We start from the raw sequence: 23,905 nt of genomic DNA on the forward strand, positions 1-23,905 counted from the left end.
GGGAGGTTAAATGTTTTCCGGAGCGGGGCTTAAATCGTCCATCGGTCCGCGAGCCGCGTAAGCGGGAGCGGTTATCCAATGGAGATTTCGTCCGGAGCGGAGGAATCATTTAACCTCCCCTTTTCCAATCTGCGGCACGCAACATATGCTGAGTAACCGGACTGGAGGCGGCCTGACTTATTAGAAATGCAACATGAGCCATCGAGTTCTGGAACACTGCCTGCCTGGCCAGGTTTTGCAGCACAAAGCTCCTTGGTAGCGGAGAACCCCACCCACCCCTTCCGTGGTCGAAGGAAGGCGTAGCATCGGAGCAACGTTGTTGCACCGTACAGCGACAAGATGCCTTCTGTGCCCCGCACAGCGAAGCTGTCAGCTTCATTTCTTTAATTTGGTGACTGTTACTTTAATTAGACTTGTATCCGCGCCGGGCCCGGCGGTGATGATGTACTCGCCAATTCTCCACCTCTGTATTGGGAGGTCTTTGGCAGGGCCGGTTTTTAGGGACAAATAATCAACTATTTCCCGAACCTTCTCCCGCGAAAACTTGCTGAATAAAATGGCCTGGACATCTGCCAACTGTTTGTCCAGGTCTTTTTCTAAAGAAATCAAAATGCCGATATCAGTCTGCTCCGGATTTTCCGCCGGCGGAATTTCGTAGGTTAAATCTGTTTTATCAGGTATGTTATAACCGTTATTGACAAGTACTTTCGCTGTTTTGGTTTGTGGTTCCCAGTCCACTCCGGCGCCTAGAGTTTCACAAATGAAGCGCAGGGGAACCATAGTTCTCCCATTATGCAAGGTGGCCGCAGTCTCCAAAAACAAAGTTTCACTATTGACCACTGCTTTATTTTCGCCAATTTTCAAGATGATTGTTGTGCATCCCCGTTGGATGGTGACTTTCTTGTCGTTACCGTCCCAATTTACCTGTGCACCCAGGAATTTACCTACAAAACGAACCGGGACCAATATATGGTTGCAGGCGTTAAGATAAGGCTGAGCATCGGGGAAAGAAACAGGCTCACCGTTTACGTTGACCTTTATAGTTGTTTGTGCCCAGGCAAAAGAAATATTAAATACAATGGCCAGGAAAGGTAATATAAATACAAAAGCCCTTTTCATTGTTCAACCCGCCTTGTATCGGAAAAGAATTGGCTAACGGGGCCTGGTTCGGGGCCCGGTGGAAGCAACATCATTTGTTTGAGCTGCCGCAGGAATTGTTTTTTGAACCGGTGCCGAAACCTGCGGCGCGGTGGGTCTGGACGGTCCTGCGGCAGGACTGGTATTGGGTTTAGGGACCGGCTTGGATACCGGTGCGCCATTAGTTTGCTTATGTTCAGCTATTTTAGAGGCTGTTTTTATGTCGACACCGACGGGAGCCAGATAAATTTTACCGGTTTCTTGATACAGCACCAATAATTTCGCAACGGGAACAGTTGTTTCTAAAACGGCTACTGTTGGCATAGCCTCTTTTCCTTTTCCAGCGACATTGGTGGCCTGGGAATTTAATACCTGTTTAACTAAGATATTGCCCAGAAGCGGATTTTCGTTGGGAGTGATGACTGTATCCTGTTCGCTCCGGTCGTTGGCCGGTTTAAACACCAATGCATTTACCTTTACACCAGGTTTTATGTTGGCGCCCGCTGACTTGACAAGATTTGTTTCTACCCCCACCAGAACTTTATTATCTGTCAAAGAAATGGCTTTGCCGAAGGGATTGCTGTCTTCATCGACAATTCTGGATTTCCTGATGATATCTCCCGCGCCGATACCCAATTTTCCGGCATACCATTTTTTCTTTTCCAGGTATTTCGGATCTGTTACTGCATCTTCGGGGATAGAAGACCTGACTTTTTTGACCAGTTCATATTTGGTAATTGGGTTATAGGGAGTAACTGTTTCTTTTGCCACAACAACGGGCTTTAAATCGGTGTGTTGGGCTATATATGATTTGTTTAATATGAAGGTGGTGACGGCCAGCAGCAGGCCGGTAATCAGGACGAAGGTTATTTTAAGCCATTTTTTCAAAGTCTTCTCCTCCTACTCTGTTCCGCAATAGGTGGTCAGTTGGAATTGGTTTTTTCTGATAGTAATCGGGATGGTCGGTTGGCCAAACATAGTGGGGGACATAATTGCTACGGAAGTCGAGACAATCCCCGAAACATAAGGCTTATCTGCAGGGACGTCGGGATTGCCCTGGTTTATTTCGATGGTAAAGGTAGTGTCCTTCATTAAGTCGTTTTCGAAAAACTCGTTGAGGTTAAGGTTTTCTTTGAAAGTTGCCTCTGCTGCCGCCCGGGCTAATTCCTCATCGACATATATGGTTCCCAGTTTGGCGTCTTCTTCTTTGATGCCCTGGATCAATGCTGCATCCAGTGCGTGTTCCATTGCGGTGTAAATCTTATTGTATGTTACATAGATTTTACCTACTTCCATGATAATGACGCTGATTAAAAGAGCGCCCAGCATGGACCATAAGGTTTTCATCCGGTTTATCCCCCCGGTTGCTTAAACATCTGCGCGACACCTGATAACCTTACTCGGATGGGTACAATAATTTCTTTATTCAAAGGTTTCAGTGAACGTACTTTATAAGTTGTGGAAATTTCCAGAGTAACCATATCGCCCCTGTTGATGTTTTCGTCTGTCAATGTCCGTTCATCTATTTTAACCCTGGTTGGGTCCAGGCCTACCTTTGTTAACATATCGTTGTAAAAGGCTTCGGCCCTTTCATCCCAACCGTTGTACATTTTCATTACCGTTAAAGTTTCTGAGACGACGGTCCGCAGTTTTTGGTTGGTTACATAAATGCCGAAAATATCTACGCCCATATACAGGACCATACATACTATCAGAATTAGAACGGGGAGAGTAAGCATACTTTCTCCCTTTTGGTCATGCCACAGCGCAAACATGGTATCAACCGCCTGCGCCGGTTTCCGTTATTTTTTCAATATTAGCCTCAACATCGGCCCAGAAATCGCCTAGCCAACCGGTGATGGCTCCATGCAAGATTGTCACAATAGTTACGGTAAGCAGGGCTCCTACAATCCAACCCACCATACCTTCGCCTCTTTCATCTTTTAAATAGCGTCTGAACAGTAATTCTGCATGTATTTTCAATAAATACAACATTTTTCAACCTCTCCTTCTAAAAGATTTTGTTCACGTTGGAAAACAGGTTTACTGCGGTTAAGGCCAAAGCCGCCAAAGCATGGGCAATCATAATTCCTTTGAGGAAAACAACTTTTTCTGGTTTATTTTTGGTAAGCTCTTCCAGAGACAGTTTTCTTAGGTCTCTAATATCATCCTCGATATTGGCAAAGTAACTTTCTGCCTGTTCGTACCCTACCTCCATACCTACTTTCAGAGCCGCGACAAACTTAACCATTACCGGCAATCCAAAGGCCTGGGCAAATTCGTCCAGGGCCTGAGTGGGCCGCATGATCTGCATATCATTTATCAATCTTTCCACTATTTTGCTTAACCTGGGTCCGGAATTTTCCTGGACCTTTTTTAAAGCAGATAGGTAATCCTTGCCGCTGGCCAAACTGATGCGCATTTTGTCAATAAGTTCGGGTATATCTTTAACCACTTCGTTTTGCCATGCTTTAAACCGTTTTTTCACCATTTGGGCCTGGCCGACCATAATCAGAATTATGGCCACAGGATAAAGAAGAAAATACAGCTCAAATCCCGTAACTAAAGGCAAGACCAGCATAACGGAACCGGCTAAAACTGCAGTTACTATATGGTCAGCCAACAGCCGTTCGGGTTTCTTTTTCTCTCCCATCATTTTAAGCATATTTCTCAGGTCGTAGCCGAAGAGTTTTTGCAGGTCAAGCGCTTTTTCTATTTTGGGGAGAAAATCAGCTACCAGGCTGACTAGCTTGCCGTCTTTTCTTCTTTGAAGTTCGTATTCACTCAAAGTAATGTCGCCGGCCTTCAATATTGCCCTGACAACTTTTCTGTCTTTGGCAAACAAAAGAGAGCCCAACCAGATTGTCAACAAAAAAGCAGCTATAGGCAGAATATATGACCAAATTATAGCAATAGGCTTCACCTTCTTTCCCAGGGTCTATAGTTCTTCAAGTTTCAGGCTGAGGTAGTCTTCTCCCTTAATCAACACAACCATGGTTGAAATTATGTATAAAAAAATCAGGACCTTGCCGGAAAAAGTGTCTAAAAAAATGTTAGTGTTATCCGTGTTCATAAAGGAAAGGACTACCGGGAAGAGCCAGGATGCGATTACTACCGAGAACAGTTCCCGTTTTTTCTTCCTGGTAGTTATTTGCAGGGCTTCAATAGCCTTAATATCGCTTTCGATGGACTCTACCGCTTTTTTCATCGCTGCCAGGGCTTCGGTAGAATAACCCTCCTGGTGTGCTAACAAGAGTGTTTCAATAAAAGTGTTAAATTTACGGTAAGACACCTTGACTTTTAAATTTTCCAAAGCTAGCTGAACACCTATGCCCACACCAACGTCTTTAACAAATTCTTGGGCCAGGGTTTTCATCGGCTCAAAGCAATCTTTTTGGGTCATTTCAAAAGCTTTTACTATGCTGTGGTGGTCTACCAAACGCGCAATCAAGATTCGCGCAAAATCCGGTATGGCAACCATCAGCGTCATTCTTTCGCGTTTTTTGTAACGCTGCACGATAAAGCGCGGCAGATAGTATCCGGCTACAACCCCGGCAACAATTATCAAAGGGTTTTTAAAGATTAATGCTAAAACCAGACCGATACCTATAGCGAACAACACGATAGCCAAAAATTCTTTTGTGGTAATGTTCCAACCTGCATCCTTAGCCTGATCGCTGACCTGGCTGTATCCGAAATAGTGCACAAGGTTCAGTTGGCGTCGAACAGTACTTTTCTTGCGGTCTAACAGCAGTGAGCCGGCCATGATAACCCAAAAGAAAATGAATAGGGCCGGTATAATAGATATCATTGACCTTCACCTCCTGTACCGGGAAGGGTTTGCCATTTCCTGATGCGCTCTTCAGGAATAAGGTTGTTGCGCCATTTTTCTGCCAGGGAAGCGGATATTGTACCTACCCGTTCATGGCAACCTAATACCTTGCCGTCCTTTTCGCCCGTTTTTCTCCACCGGAAGATGGGGTTGACGATGGGTTTTTTAGCTCCTTCATAGCCTATGAGTTCTACAATTTCGGTAATAATGCGTTGGGATTTAATTTTTTGCTGGAAGAAGATTAAGTCCACGTTGTCAGCTAATTGGGCGGCAATAACGTCGTCGTTATATCCGTCGCCGGCCAGTTGCACAATCCGGATGGCGGCATGCCTGGCTGAACTGCAGTGAATAGTCATATAGAGGGCATGCCCGGTGTTCATGGCTTCATGAGCCTGTCTTGCCGCTTCACTGAAACGCACTTCGCCGATGATAATTTTAAAAGGGCGCATGCGGAGACTGACGCCCGTTAATTTGGCGATGTCATATCTGCGAGATGGTTTTTCATGGGGTTTTGTTTCCAGCGCCACGATGTTTCTGTATTCTTTATAGGCATGTTTTTGCCGGAGCATCATTTCCGGGGAGTCCTCTATGGTGATAATCCGTTCATGCTTGTCCAGGTAGAGGGGAAGCCTGATCAGGGTAGTAGTTTTTCCTGAGTTGGTTGAACCGCCGATGATAATGTTGGAACCTCCCGGAACGGCATCTTTAAAAAACTCAATAATTTCCTCATTGAGGGTGCCTGTTTCGATCAGGTACTCGTCGCTCAGGATATCCGGAGAAAACTTGCGTATAGAAACAGCCGGGCCGTCACTGCATATGCCGCCCCGGTCCTTGCCAAGAACTGCACAGATTCTGAACCCTTCAAACTGGGAATCCACATGAGGTTCGTTGGCGGTAAGGCTTTTGCCCATAGGCAGCAGCATTTTGTCAATTACCCGGTAAAGGTGGTCTTCATCCTGGAAAGCCAGGTCCGGGCGGTAGACCTCTTCTCCGTTTACTTCCAGGTATATATCGTAAGGTCCGTTGATCTCAATGTTGGAAACAGTAGGGTCATCCAGAGCATCCTGTATTGGCCCCAGATGCACTATCTCGTTCTGCAGCGTTTGAATCTGTTTTTCCAGCGAGAGGCCGGGAATGTGCAAATCGGCGTTTTCCTTGATATAGTCAGCGATAATAAGCAGCAGCTCAGCCCGGCATTCCCTGGACATCAGAGACTTGGCAAACAGGTGGGAATGACGTTCTCGCAGGTAAAACCTGACCTGTTCCGCTATTTTATAGATTTTTTCCGTTGCGGAGATAACCGCTTCCTCTATAACCGGTTGAGCGACCGTTCTGTGTTCGTAAGGCCTGAACAATGTAACTGTCATCCCGTAACCACCTGTTCTTGTTTAAGATGTTGATTTTTGGCAGTCGTGCTAGACCCCTGGTCAGCCAGCGCATGGACAATTTTATGCAGGGGGAGGACTGGACATTTGAGCACTTTTTGTATTTCTTCGTAATATTGCGGCGAGGTGGTGATAGTTGTGGCGAGAAAAGCGTTTACGTCAATGTCATAAGCATCAACCAATCGTTCTTTGTTGATTAAGGTCCACGCCAAATCTGAAGGGTCGTCCACCACTAATATGATTGTGTTGGCCTGTTTTAAAGCAAAAAAGGTCATAGGCGAGACCAGTACCCCCTGGCAGTCAAAAATAATAACGCTGTAACCTTTTTTCCTTGCTCGATTGATAAAGTGAGCGGGGAAGGATTGCAATGTTTGACTGTTTTCAACTTTATGCACCACTGGGTGATCGGGCAAAGCGTAAGCGTTTGCCGCCAGTATGGCCAGGTTATCGTTAACCTTTTGGCAAAAGTCAATTGGTGAACTGTTTTTTCTTTCATATTCCAATATAGCCGCATCGGTATGCAGAGTACGGTCCAAACAATCGGCCTGTAAGGCAAGACGGGGGATCCCCATACAGGGAAGTTCCACAAGGGCGATGGTGGTATGCCTGGCAATATGATTAGCCACAGGCCAACTGACTTTTGCTGTATTTAAGCCTGCCGGGCTCCAAACAGTTATCACCTGCTCCTTTACGGTTAACACTTCTTTTGATTTTTTGAAAAAGAGCAATAGTAGCACCTGCCTTTCCCAAAATATGTGCCATATTTTATAAAAAGTGAAACACCATTTCCAATTATACAGAAAAGTTTCTGAAAATTCTGTCGAATACTGTCGGCAATATCAAAAAAATTTAGTATCTGTCAGATAAAGCAGGAAAATCCGTAAATGTTGCTGAAAAGTAAATTATTTGTAATATTAGACGAAACCCGCGCATCTGAAAAAATGTTATAATAGGTAAAAAAGAATACACTCAGAATGGACTCAATTCCGGAAGTTTGTCTGCATCAGGGGAGGGATATTGGATGGCGCAAGTTAAGGGAAATCTGGTATCATTCCTGTTAATGCTCTCAATCCCAATAATTAATGTGTCCTATGTTATCCTCAACAACCCCGGCCGGGGTGTACACAGCCTGGTAACGGTAGCGGACAGGTGGATACCCTTTGTAAAGGTTTTTGTGCTGCCATATCTGGGCTGGTACATATTCATTTTTGTCCTACTATGCTATTTTTGCTTTAAAGACAGGCAAACTTACTATACTACATTAATTGCCTTGAACATGACCCTCTTGCTGAGTTACCTGATATTTTATTTCTACCAGACTACTGTTCCCAGGCCTGAATTGGTGGGAGCCGATATCCTGACCAGGTTGATGGCTTTTGTATACAGTAAGGACCAACCATATAACTGTTTTCCCAGTATTCACGTCTCGACAAGCTACCTGATGGTGAAAGCCTTACTGGTCAGCCCGTTAAGGAACAGAATTAACAGCGTGGCAGTACGGATTATTGCCGGTATAATTATTCTGTCGACTTTATTTGTGAAGCAGCATGTCATTTTGGATGTCCTGGGGGGTATTCTCCTGGCAGATATTATCTTTGACGTGGTCTATAATTATAATTTTGCGGCGAAAGCTGCTGCCTGGGGAAAGAGAACATATGCCCAGTTAGTCAGAAAGCTTGACTTGGAAATTGATTAAGGAATCAGGTATTAGGCAAGATTCAGGCCTCCTCAGATTTGCCTTGACAGGGGGCTTTTTCTGGGAGTATAATATGACCAACCGGTCATATGACTGGTTGGTCATGCTTATTGATTGGGAGGGGTGTTATGCCGAGACAGACCTTTTTTAATCTGCCTGAAGATAAACGAAAAAAAATTATAGATATTGCTCTTGATGAGTTTGCCGGCCGGCCTTACAGCAAAGCCTCCCTGTCCAGGATTGTGGCCAGGGCGGGGATTGCCAAGGGCAGCATGTACCAGTACTTTGAGGATAAAAAGGACCTCTTTATGTACCTGCTCGAGTTAGCGGCCAGGGAGAAACTGGCTTATATTGAGCAGGAAGTTGATCCCGGTGCGGATTTTTTTACCGCCTTTGAACAGTCCATGCTGGCCGGTATCCGTTTTAACCTTGACCACCCAAAACTGAGCCGGGTTATTGCCAATGCCATGGATTCTACCGGGGAAGAAGCGCTGCACGATTTTATCGTCAAGGGCAGGAAGATGACCCTTGAATATTTCAGCCAAATGGTCAGGCGAGGCCAGGAACAGGGTAGCATCAGGAAAGATATAGATATTAAGCTTGCTTCCTATATGGTTTCTTCTATGCTGTCCCAGGGACTAACGGAATATATTCTGGATATCCTCGGGGGCAGCGCCGTGGATGATCTTCTTAAGAAGCCTGAACTGGCAGAGAGGCTCAACGAGGAACAAATAAAAGGTATTATTGACGAAACAATGAAGCTGCTGCGTAACGGGTTGCAACCTTAGGCTGTCAGCGCTGCCCATTTTTTAACTTTAACCAAAGGGGCAATTATTATGGAAATAGTTATTAAAACGAAAAACCTGCATAAAACCTTCTTTAACGGTGAGGTGCCTGTCCATGCCCTCAAGGGAATTAACCTGGACATTAACGAGGGAGAGTTTGTGGTTATCCTGGGGCCCAGCGGTTCCGGCAAGAGTACGCTCCTGAATATTCTTGGTGGGATGGATGCTCCCACCGAAGGAGAGATTTACTATCGGGGTATCCCGCTGCATAATATGGGCAAAAAAGAACTGACCATGTTCAGGCGGAATGCTGTAGGCTTTATTTTTCAGTTCTACAACCTGATACCCAATCTGACAGCTTATGAAAATGTGGCCCTGGCGGCGGAAATAGCCGTTAACCCCTTAGACCCCGCCAAAGTTCTTGCCGAAATGGGGCTGGCCGACAGAAAAAATCATTTTCCGTCCCAGTTATCGGGTGGGCAACAACAGCGTGTTGCTATAGCCCGGGCTATTGCGAAAAACCCGGATATTTTACTCTGCGACGAACCTACCGGAGCTTTGGACTACGAAACAGGGAAGCAGGTGTTAGATACGTTAAGAAACTTCAATCGGGTGATGGGCAAGACTGTTTTGGTCATTACCCACAATGCCGCCATAGGAAAAATGGCCGACCGGGTTATATACATCAAGGACGGCCGGGTGGATAAGATAGAGGTTAATGCCAACCCCGTAACTGCCGGCGAGGTGAGCTGGTAATGCTGAAACGCAAACTGTGGAGGGACATCAGGGGTAACTGGGGCGCCTACCTGGCCGTAATCAGCGTCTTGGTAATCGGCTTGATGCTTTATGTTTCTCTTTCCCTGACCCTGGAAAGTTTAAGGATCAGCAAGGATAATTATTATAGGGATTACCGTTTTGCCGACGGCTTTGCCCAGATTGCCAGGGGCCCGGAAAGTATAGTAGACGAGCTGGAAGATATAAAAGGCATTGACCGGGCTATCGGCAGGATAGTGCAGAACGTTTTGGTCCATAAAACTTCTGGTGAGGAAACGACCACCTTGCGTCTTGTCTCCTTTGCACCGGGGCAGCCGTTGAACAATTTTAAGTTGGAATCAGGCCGGCTGCCGGCGGGCGAAAGCAGGGAATTGTTGGTTACCCCGGCTTTTTTGGCCGGAAATAATTACCGGATAGGAGATGAAATTCCCCTTATCATTAAAGGACGGGAAGTAAAATTCACTATTACGGGAACGGCCAACAGCCCGGAGTATGTATATGAAATACCTGACGGGTTGACATTGACACCCAATCCGAAAACCTTTGGGGTGGCTTTTGTACCGTATCGTGTGTTGGCATCGCTTCTGGGTATGAGTGGACAGGTAAACGACGTGACTTTTACGCTGGATTCCGGAACGGATTTTTCCAGTGTCAAGACCCAGGTCACCAGGATGCTGGCGCCTTATGGTATGACCCGGCTTATCCCCCGTAAAGATCAGTTGAGTAATTCCATGCTGGAACAAGAGCTGAAAGGGCTGGAAGGGTCTGCGTTCGCAACGCCAGTCATTTTCCTGGCCGTTGCAGGCAGCATCCTGTATATTATGCTCAGGCGTATGGTGGAACAACAGAGGGGCCAGCTTGGCGTGCTCAAGGCTTTTGGTTTTACTGACCGGGAAATTATCAGGCATTACCTTGGATATGCCTTTTTAGTCGGGAGCGTGGGCGGGCTTGCAGGCGGTATGGCCGGTTCGGCTTTATCATTTTACCTGGCCCGCATATATCAAATGTATTATAACATTCCTGGTTTAACCGGCCGATTTTCATGGGTTTACCTTATTGCCGGCGCCTTTCTTTCGCTGTTAATCAGTTTGTTTGCGGGTTACCGGGGTTGCAGAAGGGTTATAACCCTGACACCGGCAGAGGCCATGCGGCCCCCGGCGCCTATTGTGGGAAAAAAGACGCCGGTGGAAAAAGTCACCTTTTTCTGGGAACTGTTGAATATCCAGGCCAGAATGGCTGTCAGGAATGTCTTCCGTAACAAGCAGCGGGCTTTATTTGTCGTACTGGGTGTGGCCGGCGCTTTCAGCATGATGGTTGCTTCCGGGGCATCTTTCGATGCTACCTACTACCTGGTTAAATTCCAGTTTGAACGGGTCGAAAAATATGATTTAAAAGTGATATTAGACCGTTACGTGGTTAAAGAGCATGGTGTGCGGGACAGCGAATACCTGGATGGGGTTATCAGGGCGGAGCCTTTGTTGGAAGTGCCGGTTACCGTGAACCATAGATGGCTGGAAAAAGATATCGTCATTACCGGGCTCCCGGCCAACACCAGGCTTTTTTCTCTGTTGAGTAAAGATGGCCGGAGAGTGGACCTGCCGCGTAACGGTATGGTGGTTTCAAACCAGTTAGCCAGGGTTTTAAGTATTAAAGAAGGCGATTTGGTAACAGTCAAATCCTTTCTGGGGGATAAAAGAGAAAAGCAGGTCGTGGTACGGCAGGTTATTCCCCAATACGTCGGTTTGGGAGCCTATATGGAAATAGGGGCTTTGGGCGACCTCATGGATATGCCTTCGGCAGCTTCTTCCATACTGCTTTCAGTAGAACGGGATAAGATGGCCGAGGTCCGAAAGGATTTACAGGAGGGCCGCAACGTGGCCGCAATCCATGACAAGACTAAAATGAAAGAACAGTTTGAGGAATTAATGGCCTCCTCAAAGGCCAGCCAGTTCATTCTTCTTTTCTTTGCTTTTCTGACAGGTTTTGCCATAATTTATAACGTAAACCTTATTTCTCTGTCGGAGCGCGAAAGGGAATTGGCCACTTTAATGGTACTGGGCATGACTGAGCGGGAAGTGGGGCGGATTTTACTGTACGAGCAGGTTTTCCTGGGTTCACTGGCGATAATTTGTGGCATACCGCTCAGCTATGGCATGCTTTATGCCATTGTTAATGCTGCCGGCAGTGAGATTTACAATATGCCTTTGATAATTGCGCCCAAAACCTTTTTCATCAGCCTGCTGGGAACCTTGTTATTCCTGGTTGTCGCCCAGTGGCGGATGAAAGGAAAGATAGGCAGGTTGTCCATGTTAGGTGTACTCAAAGAGCGTGAATAAAAGGGGGATGGAATTATGTCCAAATGGCCGGAGGTTTTCCAGACAGGGCTGAAAGACAACAAAAAGCGGAAAAAATGGATTTACGCCGGCGTAGGGTTGCTGGTTATATTAGGCCTGATAAGCTCAGTGGCTTTTCAAGCGGTGGATGTTGACACATACACCGTGCAGAGAACCGATGTGGTGTCTACCGTATGGGAAACGGGCAAAGTTGTAAGTGACTCTACTGAAGACATTTACAGTGAAATTCAGGGGAGGGTAAAGGCCGTTTATGTGGATACCGGCGACAGTGTAGAAAAAGGCAAATTATTGGCCGTTATCGACGTTAGCGAACTGGACACCCAGATAGCCCGCCTGGAAGGGGAATTAAAATCCGTGGAGGGTCAGGAGCAAACGGCTTTATCCCAGGTGGACATTAACCAAATAAAACAACAGGAACTGGCGGTGGAACAGGCCCGGGTAGCCTTGGGGCTGGCCAAAGCAAATTATGAAAGGATCAAAGAACTTTATGCCCAGGGAGCGGCGACCAGAGTGGAGCTGGACCAAAGCGAGGCTGACCTGGCAACCAGACAAAAAGCTGTATCCCAGGCTGAAGCTGCCCTGGCTTCCTTAAAGAAGCAGAATAAAAGCAGCCAATTGCAGTATGAGGGCCAAAGAGAGAGTCTGCAAGCTGAACTGCGGCACCTGCAGGGACAAAAAGCCAAATCCCGGGTAACCGCCGACCGGGATGGCATTGTATTTACCAGGAAGGTAAAAGAGGGGGATATAGTTTCTCCGGGCAGTTTGTTGTTTACCGTGGGCAGGAGGGGGAAGACGAAAATTGAGGTATATGTTAACAATAAAGACATGATGCGGGTGAACACGGGCGATGAAGTGAAGGTTATCTTTAGAGTCCCGGGCGAGGATGTGGAGGTTAAAGGGGTGATTGACCGGATTGCTCCTGCCGCTGAAGAGATAATTTCTTCCCTGGGCATTCCCGAAGATAAAATCAAAGTAACAGTTAATTTAAAGGAAAAGCCTGCGGGAATCAGGGTAATACCGGGTGCTACCGTGGATGTGGTGGTTACCACCCAAAAGGCGCCTGATGTACCGGCGGTGCCTAAAGAAGCCCTTTTTTCCGACAAGGGCGAAGATTATGTCTGGGTAAACAGGCAGGGTAAAGCAGCTATTGTCAAGGTGCAGACCGGTGTGGAAGGAGACGACCTGGTAGAAATTAAAAGCGGCCTTAAAGAAGGCGACCGGGTGCTGTTGAACCCACATCTGCCGGAACTGAAAGAGGGTATCAGGATAAAATAAGTATTATGTTGTTGCCAAAAGTTTTCTGATGAATATATTCTATCTCAAATAAATATTTTTACCGCAGAGTTGATAATTGATTGTTCCTTATCAGATACTCGTTTTTCCCTGTATTGAAATTCCATATTTCCAGCAGTCTTCTTCTGTCAAAGAGATTGCCGCGGGTAACCAGGGAAAGTTTGTCATAGTATTCAGCCAGTCCCCGATCTTTTATTTGATTTTTGCCGGATCGTAGGGTTGCCAGGTAGCCCGATGGGATATTGCGCTCAAAATGCCCGATACGCCAGGGCTTTTTAGCCGGCAGCCGGGCCAGCAGGGGATCTGATAAAGCCATTTCGTCAACGATATATACTGCGGGACCGGCGAAATAACCGTAGTAGCCTATGGCTTTTCGGACTACCACCGAAGGGCCTTTTTTTCTGGCCTCCAAGCCTGCTGTTGTCCAGACGTGGTTTGGCATAATCTGGCCTTTTCTGGCTTTCAGTAAACCTGAAGCCTGATAGTAAAAAGCGCGTTCGTCAGCAATACCGTCGGCATAAATAGCCTGCCTTTGCAAACCGTAATCGGCATTTGAAAGGATGGGGGGGAATGGGCCAATTAGGCTGACGGTTATAATAAATAAACCTGTCATCCATGCCTGCTTTTTCCCGAATATGCCCAGGTTATGGTACTGGGATAATAGCGCTACGCCGGAAAAGAGCACAACTGTAAAAAACCGGCCGCTCATGAAATCGCCACCGATTTTAATAATATAAAGCAGGTACAAGGCCATACCTCCGGCGACGGCCAGCTTATCTCTTTCCCTTTTCAACAGTGCGGCGACCAACGAAGCAATTATAGTTACCAATGTTAAAGGATCTAGGCCAAAAGAGTTTTTAAAGTAGCGGATTCCCTGAACTGCCAGGGCCGCGTTGCTAATGCCTGTATGTAGTTTGGCGTAGGCAGTATTAGGAAATGGAAAACCGTAATAGAAGAGGGAAAACAGTTCCCAAACCACAATGGGAGTAAAACCGATGGCGGCCCAATACAGTCCTGATTTTTTACGGAATCTGAGCATTGCATACAATAGGCAGGGAAAATAAATAAGTACAGTATCAATCCTGTTGAGCATGCCCAATGAAGCTATAAGCGACAAAAGGAACAGTTTCTTTTGGTTTGGTTCGCCTTTGAAATATACAAGGAAAAACAATGCTAAAATCAAATGATTCAAGGGGTTTTCCAATCCTGATGTGGAATAATCGATAAAGGCTTTGGAACCGGTCAATACCAGGATGCCCAAAATTGCTATTGTTCTGGAATTAGCTATTTTCAAGGCAAATATCAGCACAGCGGCCAGAGACAGAAAGAGGGACAAAAAAATGCTCGTATAAAAAGCCTCATGGGTAAAAAAATACAGAGCGGATACCATGAACATCCACAGGGGGTGGGTATAAGCCTGCACTCTCTCGCCTACATTCCAGGTTAACCCGTACCCGTTGACAAAGTTGTTCACTGTCCGGAAGGTAATGTATGCGTCGTCGGAAACCCAGGCGTTTCTTAAAACAACTATGGCAAAAATCAATATTGCCAAAAACAGAAAAAGCGCCGCCACCTTGTTCTTTTGCATGGTTGTTAATTCGCGGGTCAATTTTTTCATCCTCTCCAGCGTATTTGAGCCCCATTTATGCCTATATGCAAAAGGTGTTCCACAGGTGACTGAGAGATTGTTTACTATGGTGATTATAGCAGACTTGGTATCTTTAAGCAATTTCCACAGTAGCGAAAATCTTTTACGGAACACCGGTGCCCAGGTCTTTGCGTTTATGTCTGGGGCAACCGTTTGTTTCAGAAGGGGCTAAACAAGCAATGCTACAAATTTTTGCGCTGCCACCGACAGGGGAATGTTGTTATTTGTTAAAACACCCAGCTTCCTGGCAGGTATTTTTTCCCGCAGGTTCAACATAAAAACTTCGCTGCCGGAGAGTTCTTTTTCGATGTATTCTTTTACCACCAGAGAGATGCCCAGGCCTATTTTGGCCATTTCCACCAGCAGGTCCACACTGCCCAGTTCCACTTCGGGGATTATCTTTACGCCTTTACTTTCCAGGAACGTATCAATAAAGTTTCTTGTTGTGGTGTTTTTTTCCAGCATCAGCACAGGATATTGTGCCAGTTCTTGCAGGGAGATTTTCTTCCTCTTCAGGTGGGCGAAGTTTTGCCCGGCTATAAACACATCGTGTATGGTTTTCACCTTATCTACCCGCATTGTTTTCTCCACTGTTCCAGGCATGTTCACCACTGCCACGTCTACACTGCCTTTTTTCAGTAGTTCAATACACCTGGGCGATGTCCTGTTGGTCACTTTGATGCGAATGTTGGGGTAAAGGCGGTTAAACTTCTTGAGATAGGGAAGAAGGTAGTATTTACAGATGGTATCACTTGCCCCTATCCTGACTTCTCCCTGTTGCAGGGAGTGGATTTCCTCAATGCTTCTTTCACCGGCCCTGATCAGGTTATAAGCCTGTTCAATATGCCTGAACAGGGTCTCCCCTTCCTGAGTAAGTTTGACCTGCTTGGTATTCCTGATGAACAGCCGGCAGTTCATTTTTTCCTCCAGCAGTTTGACGGACTGGCTTACGGCGGACTGGGAGATGTGCAGCTCCTGTGAAGCCCCGGAGAAGCTGAGATTTTTGGCTACGTAGTAAAAAACTTTGTATAATTCGAAGTTGATATCCATATAAGAGCTCCTAATAAAATATATTAGTAATATTAACTACACTTATTAATTTTAGTATGGTAGAATAAAGCTGTAAAGTAGTAAATTTCATGGGGTGGTAAAATTACTGTGACAGTGCGGAGAATTTTTGTCGAAAAGAAACCCGGTTATGATGTGGAAGCGCAAAACCTGTACCGGGACCTTAAGGAGAACCTGGATATTGCGGGTCTGGAGCGCCTGCGGATTGTCAACCGTTATGATATCGAGGGGATTTCCGATGAAGAATACCGGAACGCCAGAACCACCGTTTTTTCAGAACCGACCGTCGACTACGTTTATGACGAGGCGCTGCCTGTCGATGACGGCGACATAGTGTTTGCCGTGGAATACCTGCCGGGCCAATATGACCAGCGGGCAGATTCGGCGGCTCAATGCGTGCAGATTCTCACCCAGAAGGAAAGGCCGGTTATCCGGTCGGCCCGGGTAATTGTGCTGAAAGGCAGCATTTCCGATGATGAAATAGCCAGGATAAAAAGTTACTGCATTAATCCTGTTGATTCCCGGGAAGCATCTCTGGACAAGCCTTTAACCCTGGGTATGGAATGTATTGTTCCCCCTGATGTGGCGGTGGTGGCAGGTTTTATTTCCCTGCCTGACGGAGAGCTGCAGCGCCTGATGGATGAAATGGGCCTGGCCATGAGTTTTGCCGATCTCAAGTTTCTGCAGGAGTATTTTAGGGACACTGAAAAAAGGGATCCTACCGTTACGGAACTGAGGGTAATAGATACCTACTGGTCCGACCACTGCCGGCATACCACCTTTTTGACTGAAATAGAGGAAGTGACCATAGAAGAGGGGACTTTTACCCAACCCGTAAAGAAGGCTTATGAGGAGTACCTGCAGTCCCGCAGGTTTGTTTATGAAGATAAAGGGAAGGATATTTGCCTTATGGATATCGCCACCATGGGCATGAAAGAACTGCGCAAGAGGGGGCTTTTACAGGACCTGGATGAATCAGATGAAATAAATGCCTGCAGTATTGTGGTAAATGTGGACGTGGACGGCCGGGAGGAAGAATGGCTGGTTATGTTCAAAAACGAAACCCATAACCACCCCACGGAAATAGAGCCTTTTGGTGGCGCGGCCACTTGCCTGGGCGGAGCCATCAGGGACCCGCTCTCAGGGCGTTCCTATGTCTATCAGGCCATGCGGGTTACCGGCAGCGGTGACCCCCGGACCAGGATAGAAAACACCCTGCCCGGCAAGCTGCCCCAGCGTAAGATAACCACCGAGGCGGCTCATGGCTACAGTTCCTACGGCAACCAGATCGGCTTGGCCACCGGCCAGGTGGCTGAGCTGTATGATGAGGGATTTGTGGCCAAGCGAATGGAAATTGGCGCCGTCATAGGCGCTGTGCCCAGGAAAAATGTGGTCAGGAAACAACCGGCAGCGGGAGATGTGGTTATCCTGGTGGGCGGCCGCACAGGCCGGGACGGTTGCGGTGGGGCTACAGGCTCTTCCAAGGAGCACACTGAAGAGTCTATTCTGACCTGCGGCGCTGAGGTCCAGAAGGGTAACCCCCCCGAGGAACGCAAAATCCAGCGGCTGTTCAGAAACCCCGAAGTCAGCGTAATGATAAAGAAGTGCAATGATTTTGGCGCCGGCGGGGTATCGGTGGCTATCGGAGAACTGGCTGACGGGCTGGATATAAACCTTGATGCAGTACCCAAGAAGTATGAGGGGCTGGACGGTACGGAGCTGGCCATTTCCGAATCCCAGGAGCGCATGGCTGTTGTGGTGGACCGGGAAAATGTGCAGCGCTTTATCCAATTAGCCCGGGAAGAAAACCTGGAAGCCACTGCGGTGGCGGAAGTAACCTCCACCGGCAGGCTGCGCATGAGCTGGCGGGGGCAATACATTGTTGACATCAGCCGGGCTTTCCTCAACACCAACGGGGTAAAACAGAAGACCAGGGTAGCGGTGAAGGCGCCGGCAGAGGATGAGAGCTATTTTGCCAGGCTCAACCCCGGTGTGGAAAAAGAGTTGGGGGATTTAAAGGCTGCCTGGCTGGCCAACTTGCGGGATTTAAACGTCTGCAGTCAAAAGGGTTTGGTAGAAAGATTTGACAGTACTATCGGCGCCGGCACCGTGCTCATGCCCTTTGGCGGGAAATACCAGGCCACCCCGGCGGAAGGTATGGTGGCCAAAATCCCTGTTCTGGCGGGGGATACCACGACGGGAACGGTGATGACCTTCGGATATAACCCCCAATTAGCCAAGTGGAGTCCTTTCCACGGCGCTTTGTATGCTGTTCTGGAAGCTGTGGCCAAAGTGGTTGCTATAGGCGGAGATTATAAAAAAATCAGGCTTACTCTCCAGGAATACTTTGAAAAACTGGGGAAAGACGCAGCCCGGTGGGGCAAGCCTTTCAGCGCTTTGCTGGGGGCCTTCTATGCCCAGAAAAGATTTGGCATTCCGGCCATTGGCGGCAAGGACAGCATGTCAGGTACCTTCAAAGACCTGCATGTTCCTCCTACCTTGGTAGCTTTTGCCGCCGGTGTTGTGAAAGTGGATAAAGTGGTTTCGCCGGAATTCAAAAAAGCTGGCAGTAAAGTTGTTTTGGTTCCGGCTGCCCGGGATGCCAAGGAGATGCCTGATTTCGACCGGTTGGCTGCAAACTTCTCCAAGGTATATGAACTGATCCAGTCAGGCAAGGTTTTGGCAGCGCACTCGGTAAGAATGGGCGGGTTGGCTGCTGCTGTGAGCAAGATGGCCTTTGGCAACCGGATAGGCATGGTCTTTACCGCCAAAATGGAACCGGCTGACCTTTTTGCGCCCGATTACGGTTCCATAGTCCTGGAGCTGGACGAAAAGATAAATCTGGAAGAGGTTTTCGGTTCTGTGCATTACAAGGTGTTGGGGTATACCAGCGAAAAGGCTGTTTTACAGGTAAACGGTGTAGAAATAGGCTTGGCAGAGGCTGTTGCTGAGTGGGAGAAACCCCTGGAAAAAATCTTTCCTACCAGGACAGACGCCATATCTGAAAAGCCAAAAACAGCATGGTTTACCGGGAGAAACACCGGCAAGCCGGCTATACCGGTGGCCAGGCCACGGATATTTATCCCGGTATTTCCCGGCACCAACTGTGAATATGACAGCGCCAGGGCCTTTGAAAAGGCCGGCGGCATAGTGGAAACCCTGGTTATCAGGAACCTTACCCCCGTGGAAATAGAGCAATCAATTGAGGCCATGGTCAAGGCCATTGATAATTCGCAGATAATTATGATACCCGGCGGCTTTAGCGCCGGTGATGAGCCTGACGGTTCCGGCAAGTTCATCGCTGCTATATTCAGAAACTCCAGGGTTAAAGAGGCAGTCATGAAATTGTTAAAACAAAGAGACGGCCTGATGCTGGGCATCTGCAACGGTTTTCAGGCTCTGATTAAGCTTGGTTTGGTGCCCTACGGTGAAATCAGAGATATTTCGCAAGACTGCCCTACCCTCACCTTTAATACCATCGGGCGCCATGTTTCCTGCCTGGTGCGGACCAAGGTAACGTCTACCTTGTCTCCGTGGTTTAACAATGTAAATGTGGGCGATGTCCATACTATAGCTGTTTCTCACGGCGAAGGGCGTTTTGTGGGCAGGGAGGAAGAGATAGAACAGTTGATGAGAAACGGGCAAGTGGCTACTCAATATGTGGACCTCGAGGGGAAACCAACTTACGACATTGCCTTTAACCCCAACGGATCCATGCATGCCATTGAAGGTATTACCAGCCCTGACGGCCGGGTGCTGGGCAAAATGGGACATTCAGAGAGAATTAGCTCCAATGTCTATAAGAATGTACCCGGAGAAAAAGACCAAAAGCTGTTTGAGGCCGGGGTAAGGTATTTTGCTTAAAACTCTAATCTTGACACAAACATGCTCCCTTGTTAAGATAAATTTGTAAAATTAAATCTCGTTTTTCGGTAAGCTGCACCGTTATACGAGGGAAAGTGTGCCTAGGGTTCCGCTGTAGTTAGCGGCCAATGACCGGTTGCTGGTACAAGTGGTCATTTGGTTCTAACTTATAGGACTGGTCCGAGTGGTACAGGTGTTTTTTAACACTACACCGACGGGATAAAAGCCCAGACGGGTAGGTTTCACTCGATTGAGTAGATCTACCGGTCTGGGCTATTTTAATATTTCATACTTTTGTTTATTTTGGTAAACTTTTTTGTTTTTTGTTCTAATTTCACAGTTAAGTGGGAGAATATTACCGGCAACCTTAGCATTGTAGAAATTGCTTAAGCAGTACAATTATAAAATCAATATTCAATGTTTTAATGGTTACCCAAGCTAACGCACTTTAAACTTAAGGAGGTATTCTGCTATGCTGGAAAGGTTATTCAAACTCAGGGAATTAGACACCAGTGTCGGAACAGAAGTTGTTGCCGGGTTGACCACTTTTATGACGATGGCCTACATACTTGCCGTCAACCCCATTATTCTCTCCGGGGCAGGCATGGATTACAATGCCGTTTTCCTGGCTACGGCGCTGGCGGCAGGGATAGTTACTATAGCCATGGGGCTGTTCGTGAACTTCCCCATCGCCCTGGCGCCGGGTATGGGTCTGAATGCTTACTTTGCCGCTGTTGTGGCTTCAGGCCAGATGACCTGGCAAGTGGCCCTGGGAGCTGTATTCATTTCCGGAGTTATTTTTTTGATTTTGACAGTAACCAACATTCGACAGTTGTTGGTAGAAGCTGTGCCAAATTCTATGAAAAAAGCAATTACCGTCGGTATTGGATTGTTTATTACTTTTATAGGTGTGAAATTATCCGGGCTTACCGTTGTCTTCCTGGAATTACTGCCCGGCAAATTTGGCGGCACACTGGAAGGGATTGCCAAAGCAGGCAAAGGTGTTATCCAGCCGACAGAATGGGTGGTTCAACTGGGGAACATCAGTCACGGCCCGGCCCTCCTGGCGATTATAGGTCTGCTTATTTCCGGCCTGTTGATGGCCAGAAAAATCAAAGGTTCTTTGCTCTGGGGAATTATCATAACGACTGTTATAGGCATTCCGTTGGGGGTAACCAAAATTGAAGGTTTTAAGTATGCCCTTCCCTCTTTCAGTAATGTTGCCATAGGCCAGCTTGATGTGAAGGGCGCTCTCGGAGCAGGACTGATTACCGTAATATTGACTTTTACCTTTGTTGAGCTCTTTGATACCTTTGGTACTTTGGTGGGGACTGCAGGCAAAGCGGGACTGCTTGATGAGAAGGGGAATAACCCCAAAATTGGCCGGGCTATGCTGGTTGACGCTCTCGGTGTCAGTTTTGGAGCGCTCATGGGAACCAGTACCGTTACTGCTTATATTGAAAGCGCCGCCGGTATAGGAGAAGGTGGTAAGACAGGCCTTACGGCAGTCACCACCGGAATAATGTTCCTGCTGGCCATTTTTCTGGCGCCTTTTTTCGTTCTGATTCCGAGCGCGGCCACTGCTCCTGCTCTGATTCTGGTGGGTTTATTGATGGTATCGGCCATCAGGGATATTGATTTTTCGGAAATGACTGAGGCCATTCCGGCATTCCTTACCATTGTATTTATGCCTTTTACCCAAAATATTGCCAATGGCGTTTCAGCCGGCATATTTACTTACGTATTTTTAAAAATAGCCACGGGAAAAGCAAGGGAAGTTCACTGGCTGATGTATATACTGGTTGTCCTGGTGGCTGTTAGGTACACTATGCTGGGGAGCGCATAATTTTAAAGGATAAAGGTTTTTGACACAGGAAACTTAACCTTGCATGTGGAAAATTTATTTAGAAAAACTTTTTACTGTATGATAATAGCTTTGGAGGTGGCTTATGGCTAAACCGCTTGTTGGTATTGTAATGGGGAGTGACTCAGACCTGAAGATAATGCGGGATGCGGCCAACATACTGGCAGAGTTCGGTATCGAAAGCGAGGTTATCATTTCTTCGGCCCACCGTGTACCTGAGAAGACGGCGCAGTATGCCAAAACGGCCGCAGAAAGAGGACTGGAAGTAATTATTGCCGGGGCCGGTATGGCTGCCCACCTGCCAGGAGTCATTGCTGCCCTCACTCCGCTGCCGGTTATAGGGGTGCCTATCAAATCAGGGGCTCTGGAAGGAGTGGACGCCCTGTACGCTATTGTTCAGATGCCGCCGGGAATTCCTGTAGCCACGGTTGCCATAAACGGGGCAAAGAATGCAGGTATCCTGGCCGCCCAGATTATTGGCGCCAAGTACCCTGAAGTCAGGGAAAAAATAAAGGAATATAAAGCGAAAATGGAACGGGAAGTGGAGGCGAAAGCTGCCAAACTTGCCGAATTGGGTATAGAAGGTTATTTGAACAACGGCAGTTAATAGAAGCTTGAAAAAATGAATAGTCTCCGGATGTTACCTAAACATCCTGAGACCCTCGTATATACTCGATAATATGGTTCGAGAGTCTCTACCCGGCACCGTAAATGACCGGACTACGAGGGAACACCGGTTCTTTTGGCATCCCTTTAAAGGAATCCGGTATACCATGCTGATTTTTGGCTCTGGTGGTTCCCTGGTTCTGGACTCGCCAGAGCTAATTTTATCTTGTCAGAACAAAATTTAACGGAGGTACCTAAAGGATGATTGACCGTTACACATTACCTGAAATGGGGAAAATCTGGACCCTGGAGAACAAGTTTCAAAAGTGGCTGGACGTGGAGATTGCCGCCTGTGAAGCCATGGCCGAACTGGGCTATATACCGGTGGAGGCGGCGAAGGCAATCAGGGAAAAGGCAGCTTTTGATGTTGACCGGATTAACGAGATTGAAAAGGTGACCAACCATGATGTGATTGCCTTCCTGACCAACGTGGCCGAAAACGTGGGTGAAGAGTCAAAATACATTCACATGGGTATGACTTCATCGGATGTGGGGGACACGGCCCTGTGTTTGTTAATGAAGGAAGCGGGAGAACTTTTGCTTCCCCGCCTGCAGATCCTGCGGGAAAAGCTGGTGGAAAAAGCCAAAGAGTACAAATATACACCGATGATCGGGCGGACCCACGGCATTCATGCCGAACCGATGACCTTCGGCATGAAAATGCTCCTCTGGATTGCGGAAACAGACCGCAATATCGAACGGCTGAAAAGGGCCATCGAAAATATCAGCGTCGGTAAGTTATCCGGGGCTGTAGGCACTTACGCCAATATCGACCCGGAAGTGGAGCGCCGGGTTTGCGAAAAACTTGGCTTAAAACCTGCGCCGATAGCCACTCAGGTTATTCAGCGGGACAGGCACGCTGAATACATGGCGACCATAGCGGTGATAGGATGCACGTTGGAAAAAATCGCCACGGAGCTGCGCAATCTGCAACGGACCGATATCAGAGAGGCCGAGGAGTACTTTGCCAAGGGGCAGAAGGGTTCTTCGGCCATGCCCCATAAGAGAAACCCCATCACAGGGGAAAGGATTTCCGGTTTGGCACGCGTATTGCGGGGCAACGCTTTGGCGGCCATGGAGAACGTGGCTTTATGGCATGAAAGAGACATATCCCATTCTTCTGTAGAGCGGGTAATCATACCTGACAGCACTATCCTACTTGATTACATGCTCCATCTGACTATAAAAATTGTTAGTAACCTACTGGTTTATCCCGACGCTATGATGGAAAACATGAATAAAACCAGGGGCCTGATTTACTCGCAAAGGGTACTGCTGGCCCTTGTGGAAAAAGGTATCCTTAGAGAAAGAGCTTACGAACTGGTGCAGAGAAATGCCATGGAGGTTTGGCGCACCAAGCAAAACTTCCTGGATCTCTTGTTAGCGGACGAGGATGTAACGGCCCTTATTTCACCCGAAGAACTGCGTTCTCTGTTTGATTACCAGTGGTATCTCAGGTATGTAGATACCATCTTTGCCCGCTTTGGTTTATGATTAGTGGCCGGTGTGCAGTGACCGGTTGACAGATGCCTGTGTGGC

At 47.4% G+C, this 23,905-nt stretch carries 20 protein-coding genes and 1 riboswitch; of the genes, 9 read left to right on the plus strand and 11 right to left on the minus strand.

Going from position 1 to position 23,905, the window contains the following annotated elements; genetic code table 11:
• Positions 1-375 precede the first annotated feature (375 nt).
• The 9 genes from ACSNJE_RS12305 to ACSNJE_RS12345 all read right to left on the minus strand — a co-directional run bounded on the left by ACSNJE_RS12305 (position 376) and on the right by ACSNJE_RS12345 (position 7,082).
• Positions 376-1,119 (minus strand): copper amine oxidase N-terminal domain-containing protein, encoded by a 744-nt coding sequence (locus ACSNJE_RS12305; protein ID WP_495252767.1) that lies wholly within the window; start codon positions 1,117-1,119, stop codon positions 376-378.
• A gap of 33 nt (positions 1,120-1,152) precedes the next feature.
• Positions 1,153-2,025 carry a Flp pilus assembly protein CpaB gene (gene cpaB / locus ACSNJE_RS12310; protein WP_052218432.1) on the minus strand — a complete coding sequence of 291 codons (873 nt, stop codon included), beginning with the start codon at positions 2,023-2,025 and terminating at the stop codon, positions 1,153-1,155.
• Positions 2,026-2,037: 12 nt separating this feature from the next.
• Positions 2,038-2,484 (minus strand): hypothetical protein, encoded by a 447-nt coding sequence (locus ACSNJE_RS12315; RefSeq protein ID WP_052218433.1) that lies wholly within the window; start codon positions 2,482-2,484, stop codon positions 2,038-2,040.
• Positions 2,485-2,489: 5 nt separating this feature from the next.
• Positions 2,490-2,912: a DUF4320 family protein gene (locus ACSNJE_RS12320; RefSeq protein ID WP_013119697.1), complete on the minus strand. Its 423-nt coding sequence runs from the start codon at positions 2,910-2,912 to the stop codon at positions 2,490-2,492.
• 4 nt (positions 2,913-2,916) lie between these two features.
• Complete coding sequence (locus ACSNJE_RS12325) at positions 2,917-3,132, minus strand: hypothetical protein (protein WP_013119698.1); 216 nt, start codon at positions 3,130-3,132, stop codon at positions 2,917-2,919.
• Positions 3,133-3,148: 16 nt separating this feature from the next.
• A complete protein-coding gene (locus ACSNJE_RS12330) occupies positions 3,149-4,006 on the minus strand; it encodes a type II secretion system F family protein (RefSeq protein WP_474774190.1) in 858 nt (285 codons plus the stop codon).
• Positions 4,007-4,075: 69 nt separating this feature from the next.
• Positions 4,076-4,948 (minus strand): type II secretion system F family protein, encoded by an 873-nt coding sequence (locus ACSNJE_RS12335; protein WP_495252768.1) that lies wholly within the window; start codon positions 4,946-4,948, stop codon positions 4,076-4,078.
• The gene (locus ACSNJE_RS12340; RefSeq protein WP_474774192.1) at positions 4,945-6,336 is read right to left on the minus strand and encodes a TadA family conjugal transfer-associated ATPase; all 1,392 of its coding nucleotides are present in this window, start codon (positions 6,334-6,336) and stop codon (positions 4,945-4,947) included. The genes ACSNJE_RS12335 and ACSNJE_RS12340 overlap by 4 nt, the downstream gene beginning before the upstream one ends.
• Positions 6,333-7,082 carry a hypothetical protein gene (locus ACSNJE_RS12345; RefSeq protein ID WP_474774193.1) on the minus strand — a complete coding sequence of 250 codons (750 nt, stop codon included), beginning with the start codon at positions 7,080-7,082 and terminating at the stop codon, positions 6,333-6,335. The genes ACSNJE_RS12340 and ACSNJE_RS12345 overlap by 4 nt, the downstream gene beginning before the upstream one ends.
• Positions 7,083-7,375: 293 nt before the next feature.
• Between ACSNJE_RS12345 and ACSNJE_RS12350 the strand changes: the two genes are divergently transcribed.
• From ACSNJE_RS12350 to ACSNJE_RS12370, 5 genes are all read left to right on the plus strand, one after another.
• Positions 7,376-8,050, plus strand: coding sequence for a phosphatase PAP2 family protein (locus ACSNJE_RS12350; RefSeq protein ID WP_474774194.1), 675 nt, complete (start codon positions 7,376-7,378; stop codon positions 8,048-8,050).
• A 128-nt stretch (positions 8,051-8,178) separates the two neighbouring features.
• Positions 8,179-8,838, plus strand: a complete 660-nt coding sequence (locus ACSNJE_RS12355) for a TetR/AcrR family transcriptional regulator (RefSeq protein WP_474774195.1) — start codon at positions 8,179-8,181, stop codon at positions 8,836-8,838.
• Positions 8,839-8,886: 48 nt separating this feature from the next.
• Complete coding sequence (locus ACSNJE_RS12360) at positions 8,887-9,591, plus strand: ABC transporter ATP-binding protein (RefSeq protein ID WP_474774196.1); 705 nt, start codon at positions 8,887-8,889, stop codon at positions 9,589-9,591.
• Positions 9,591-11,945, plus strand: a complete 2,355-nt coding sequence (locus tag ACSNJE_RS12365; RefSeq protein WP_495252769.1) for an ABC transporter permease — start codon at positions 9,591-9,593, stop codon at positions 11,943-11,945. The genes ACSNJE_RS12360 and ACSNJE_RS12365 overlap by 1 nt, the downstream gene beginning before the upstream one ends.
• A gap of 15 nt (positions 11,946-11,960) precedes the next feature.
• Positions 11,961-13,238, plus strand: a complete 1,278-nt coding sequence (locus ACSNJE_RS12370) for an efflux RND transporter periplasmic adaptor subunit (protein ID WP_495252770.1) — start codon at positions 11,961-11,963, stop codon at positions 13,236-13,238.
• Between the two features lie 58 nt (positions 13,239-13,296).
• Here ACSNJE_RS12370 and ACSNJE_RS12375 read toward each other — a convergent pair whose 3' ends face one another.
• On the minus strand, positions 13,297-14,865 hold the full coding sequence (locus ACSNJE_RS12375) for a glycosyltransferase family protein (RefSeq protein WP_495252771.1): 1,569 nt from the start codon (positions 14,863-14,865) through the stop codon (positions 13,297-13,299).
• Between the two features lie 207 nt (positions 14,866-15,072).
• Positions 15,073-15,954, minus strand: a complete 882-nt coding sequence (locus ACSNJE_RS12380) for a LysR family transcriptional regulator (protein WP_052218444.1) — start codon at positions 15,952-15,954, stop codon at positions 15,073-15,075.
• 108 nt (positions 15,955-16,062) lie between these two features.
• On the opposite strand from ACSNJE_RS12380, the gene ACSNJE_RS12385 reads away from it, so the two are divergent.
• The 4 genes from ACSNJE_RS12385 to purB all read left to right on the plus strand — a co-directional run bounded on the left by ACSNJE_RS12385 (position 16,063) and on the right by purB (position 23,860).
• Positions 16,063-19,836, plus strand: coding sequence for a phosphoribosylformylglycinamidine synthase (locus ACSNJE_RS12385; protein ID WP_495252772.1), 3,774 nt, complete (start codon positions 16,063-16,065; stop codon positions 19,834-19,836).
• Between the two features lie 472 nt (positions 19,837-20,308).
• Positions 20,309-21,682, plus strand: coding sequence for an NCS2 family permease (locus ACSNJE_RS12390; protein ID WP_052218446.1), 1,374 nt, complete (start codon positions 20,309-20,311; stop codon positions 21,680-21,682).
• A 103-nt stretch (positions 21,683-21,785) separates the two neighbouring features.
• Positions 21,786-22,307 (plus strand): 5-(carboxyamino)imidazole ribonucleotide mutase, encoded by a 522-nt coding sequence (gene purE, locus ACSNJE_RS12395; protein WP_474774201.1) that lies wholly within the window; start codon positions 21,786-21,788, stop codon positions 22,305-22,307.
• Positions 22,308-22,342: 35 nt separating this feature from the next.
• A riboswitch (purine riboswitch) is annotated at positions 22,343-22,443 on the plus strand.
• 124 nt (positions 22,444-22,567) lie between these two features.
• Positions 22,568-23,860 carry an adenylosuccinate lyase gene (gene purB / locus ACSNJE_RS12400; RefSeq protein WP_052218448.1) on the plus strand — a complete coding sequence of 431 codons (1,293 nt, stop codon included), beginning with the start codon at positions 22,568-22,570 and terminating at the stop codon, positions 23,858-23,860.
• The last annotated feature ends 45 nt before the right edge of the window (positions 23,861-23,905 follow it).

The sequence above is a fragment of the Thermincola sp. GK-1 genome (assembly GCF_059412445.1).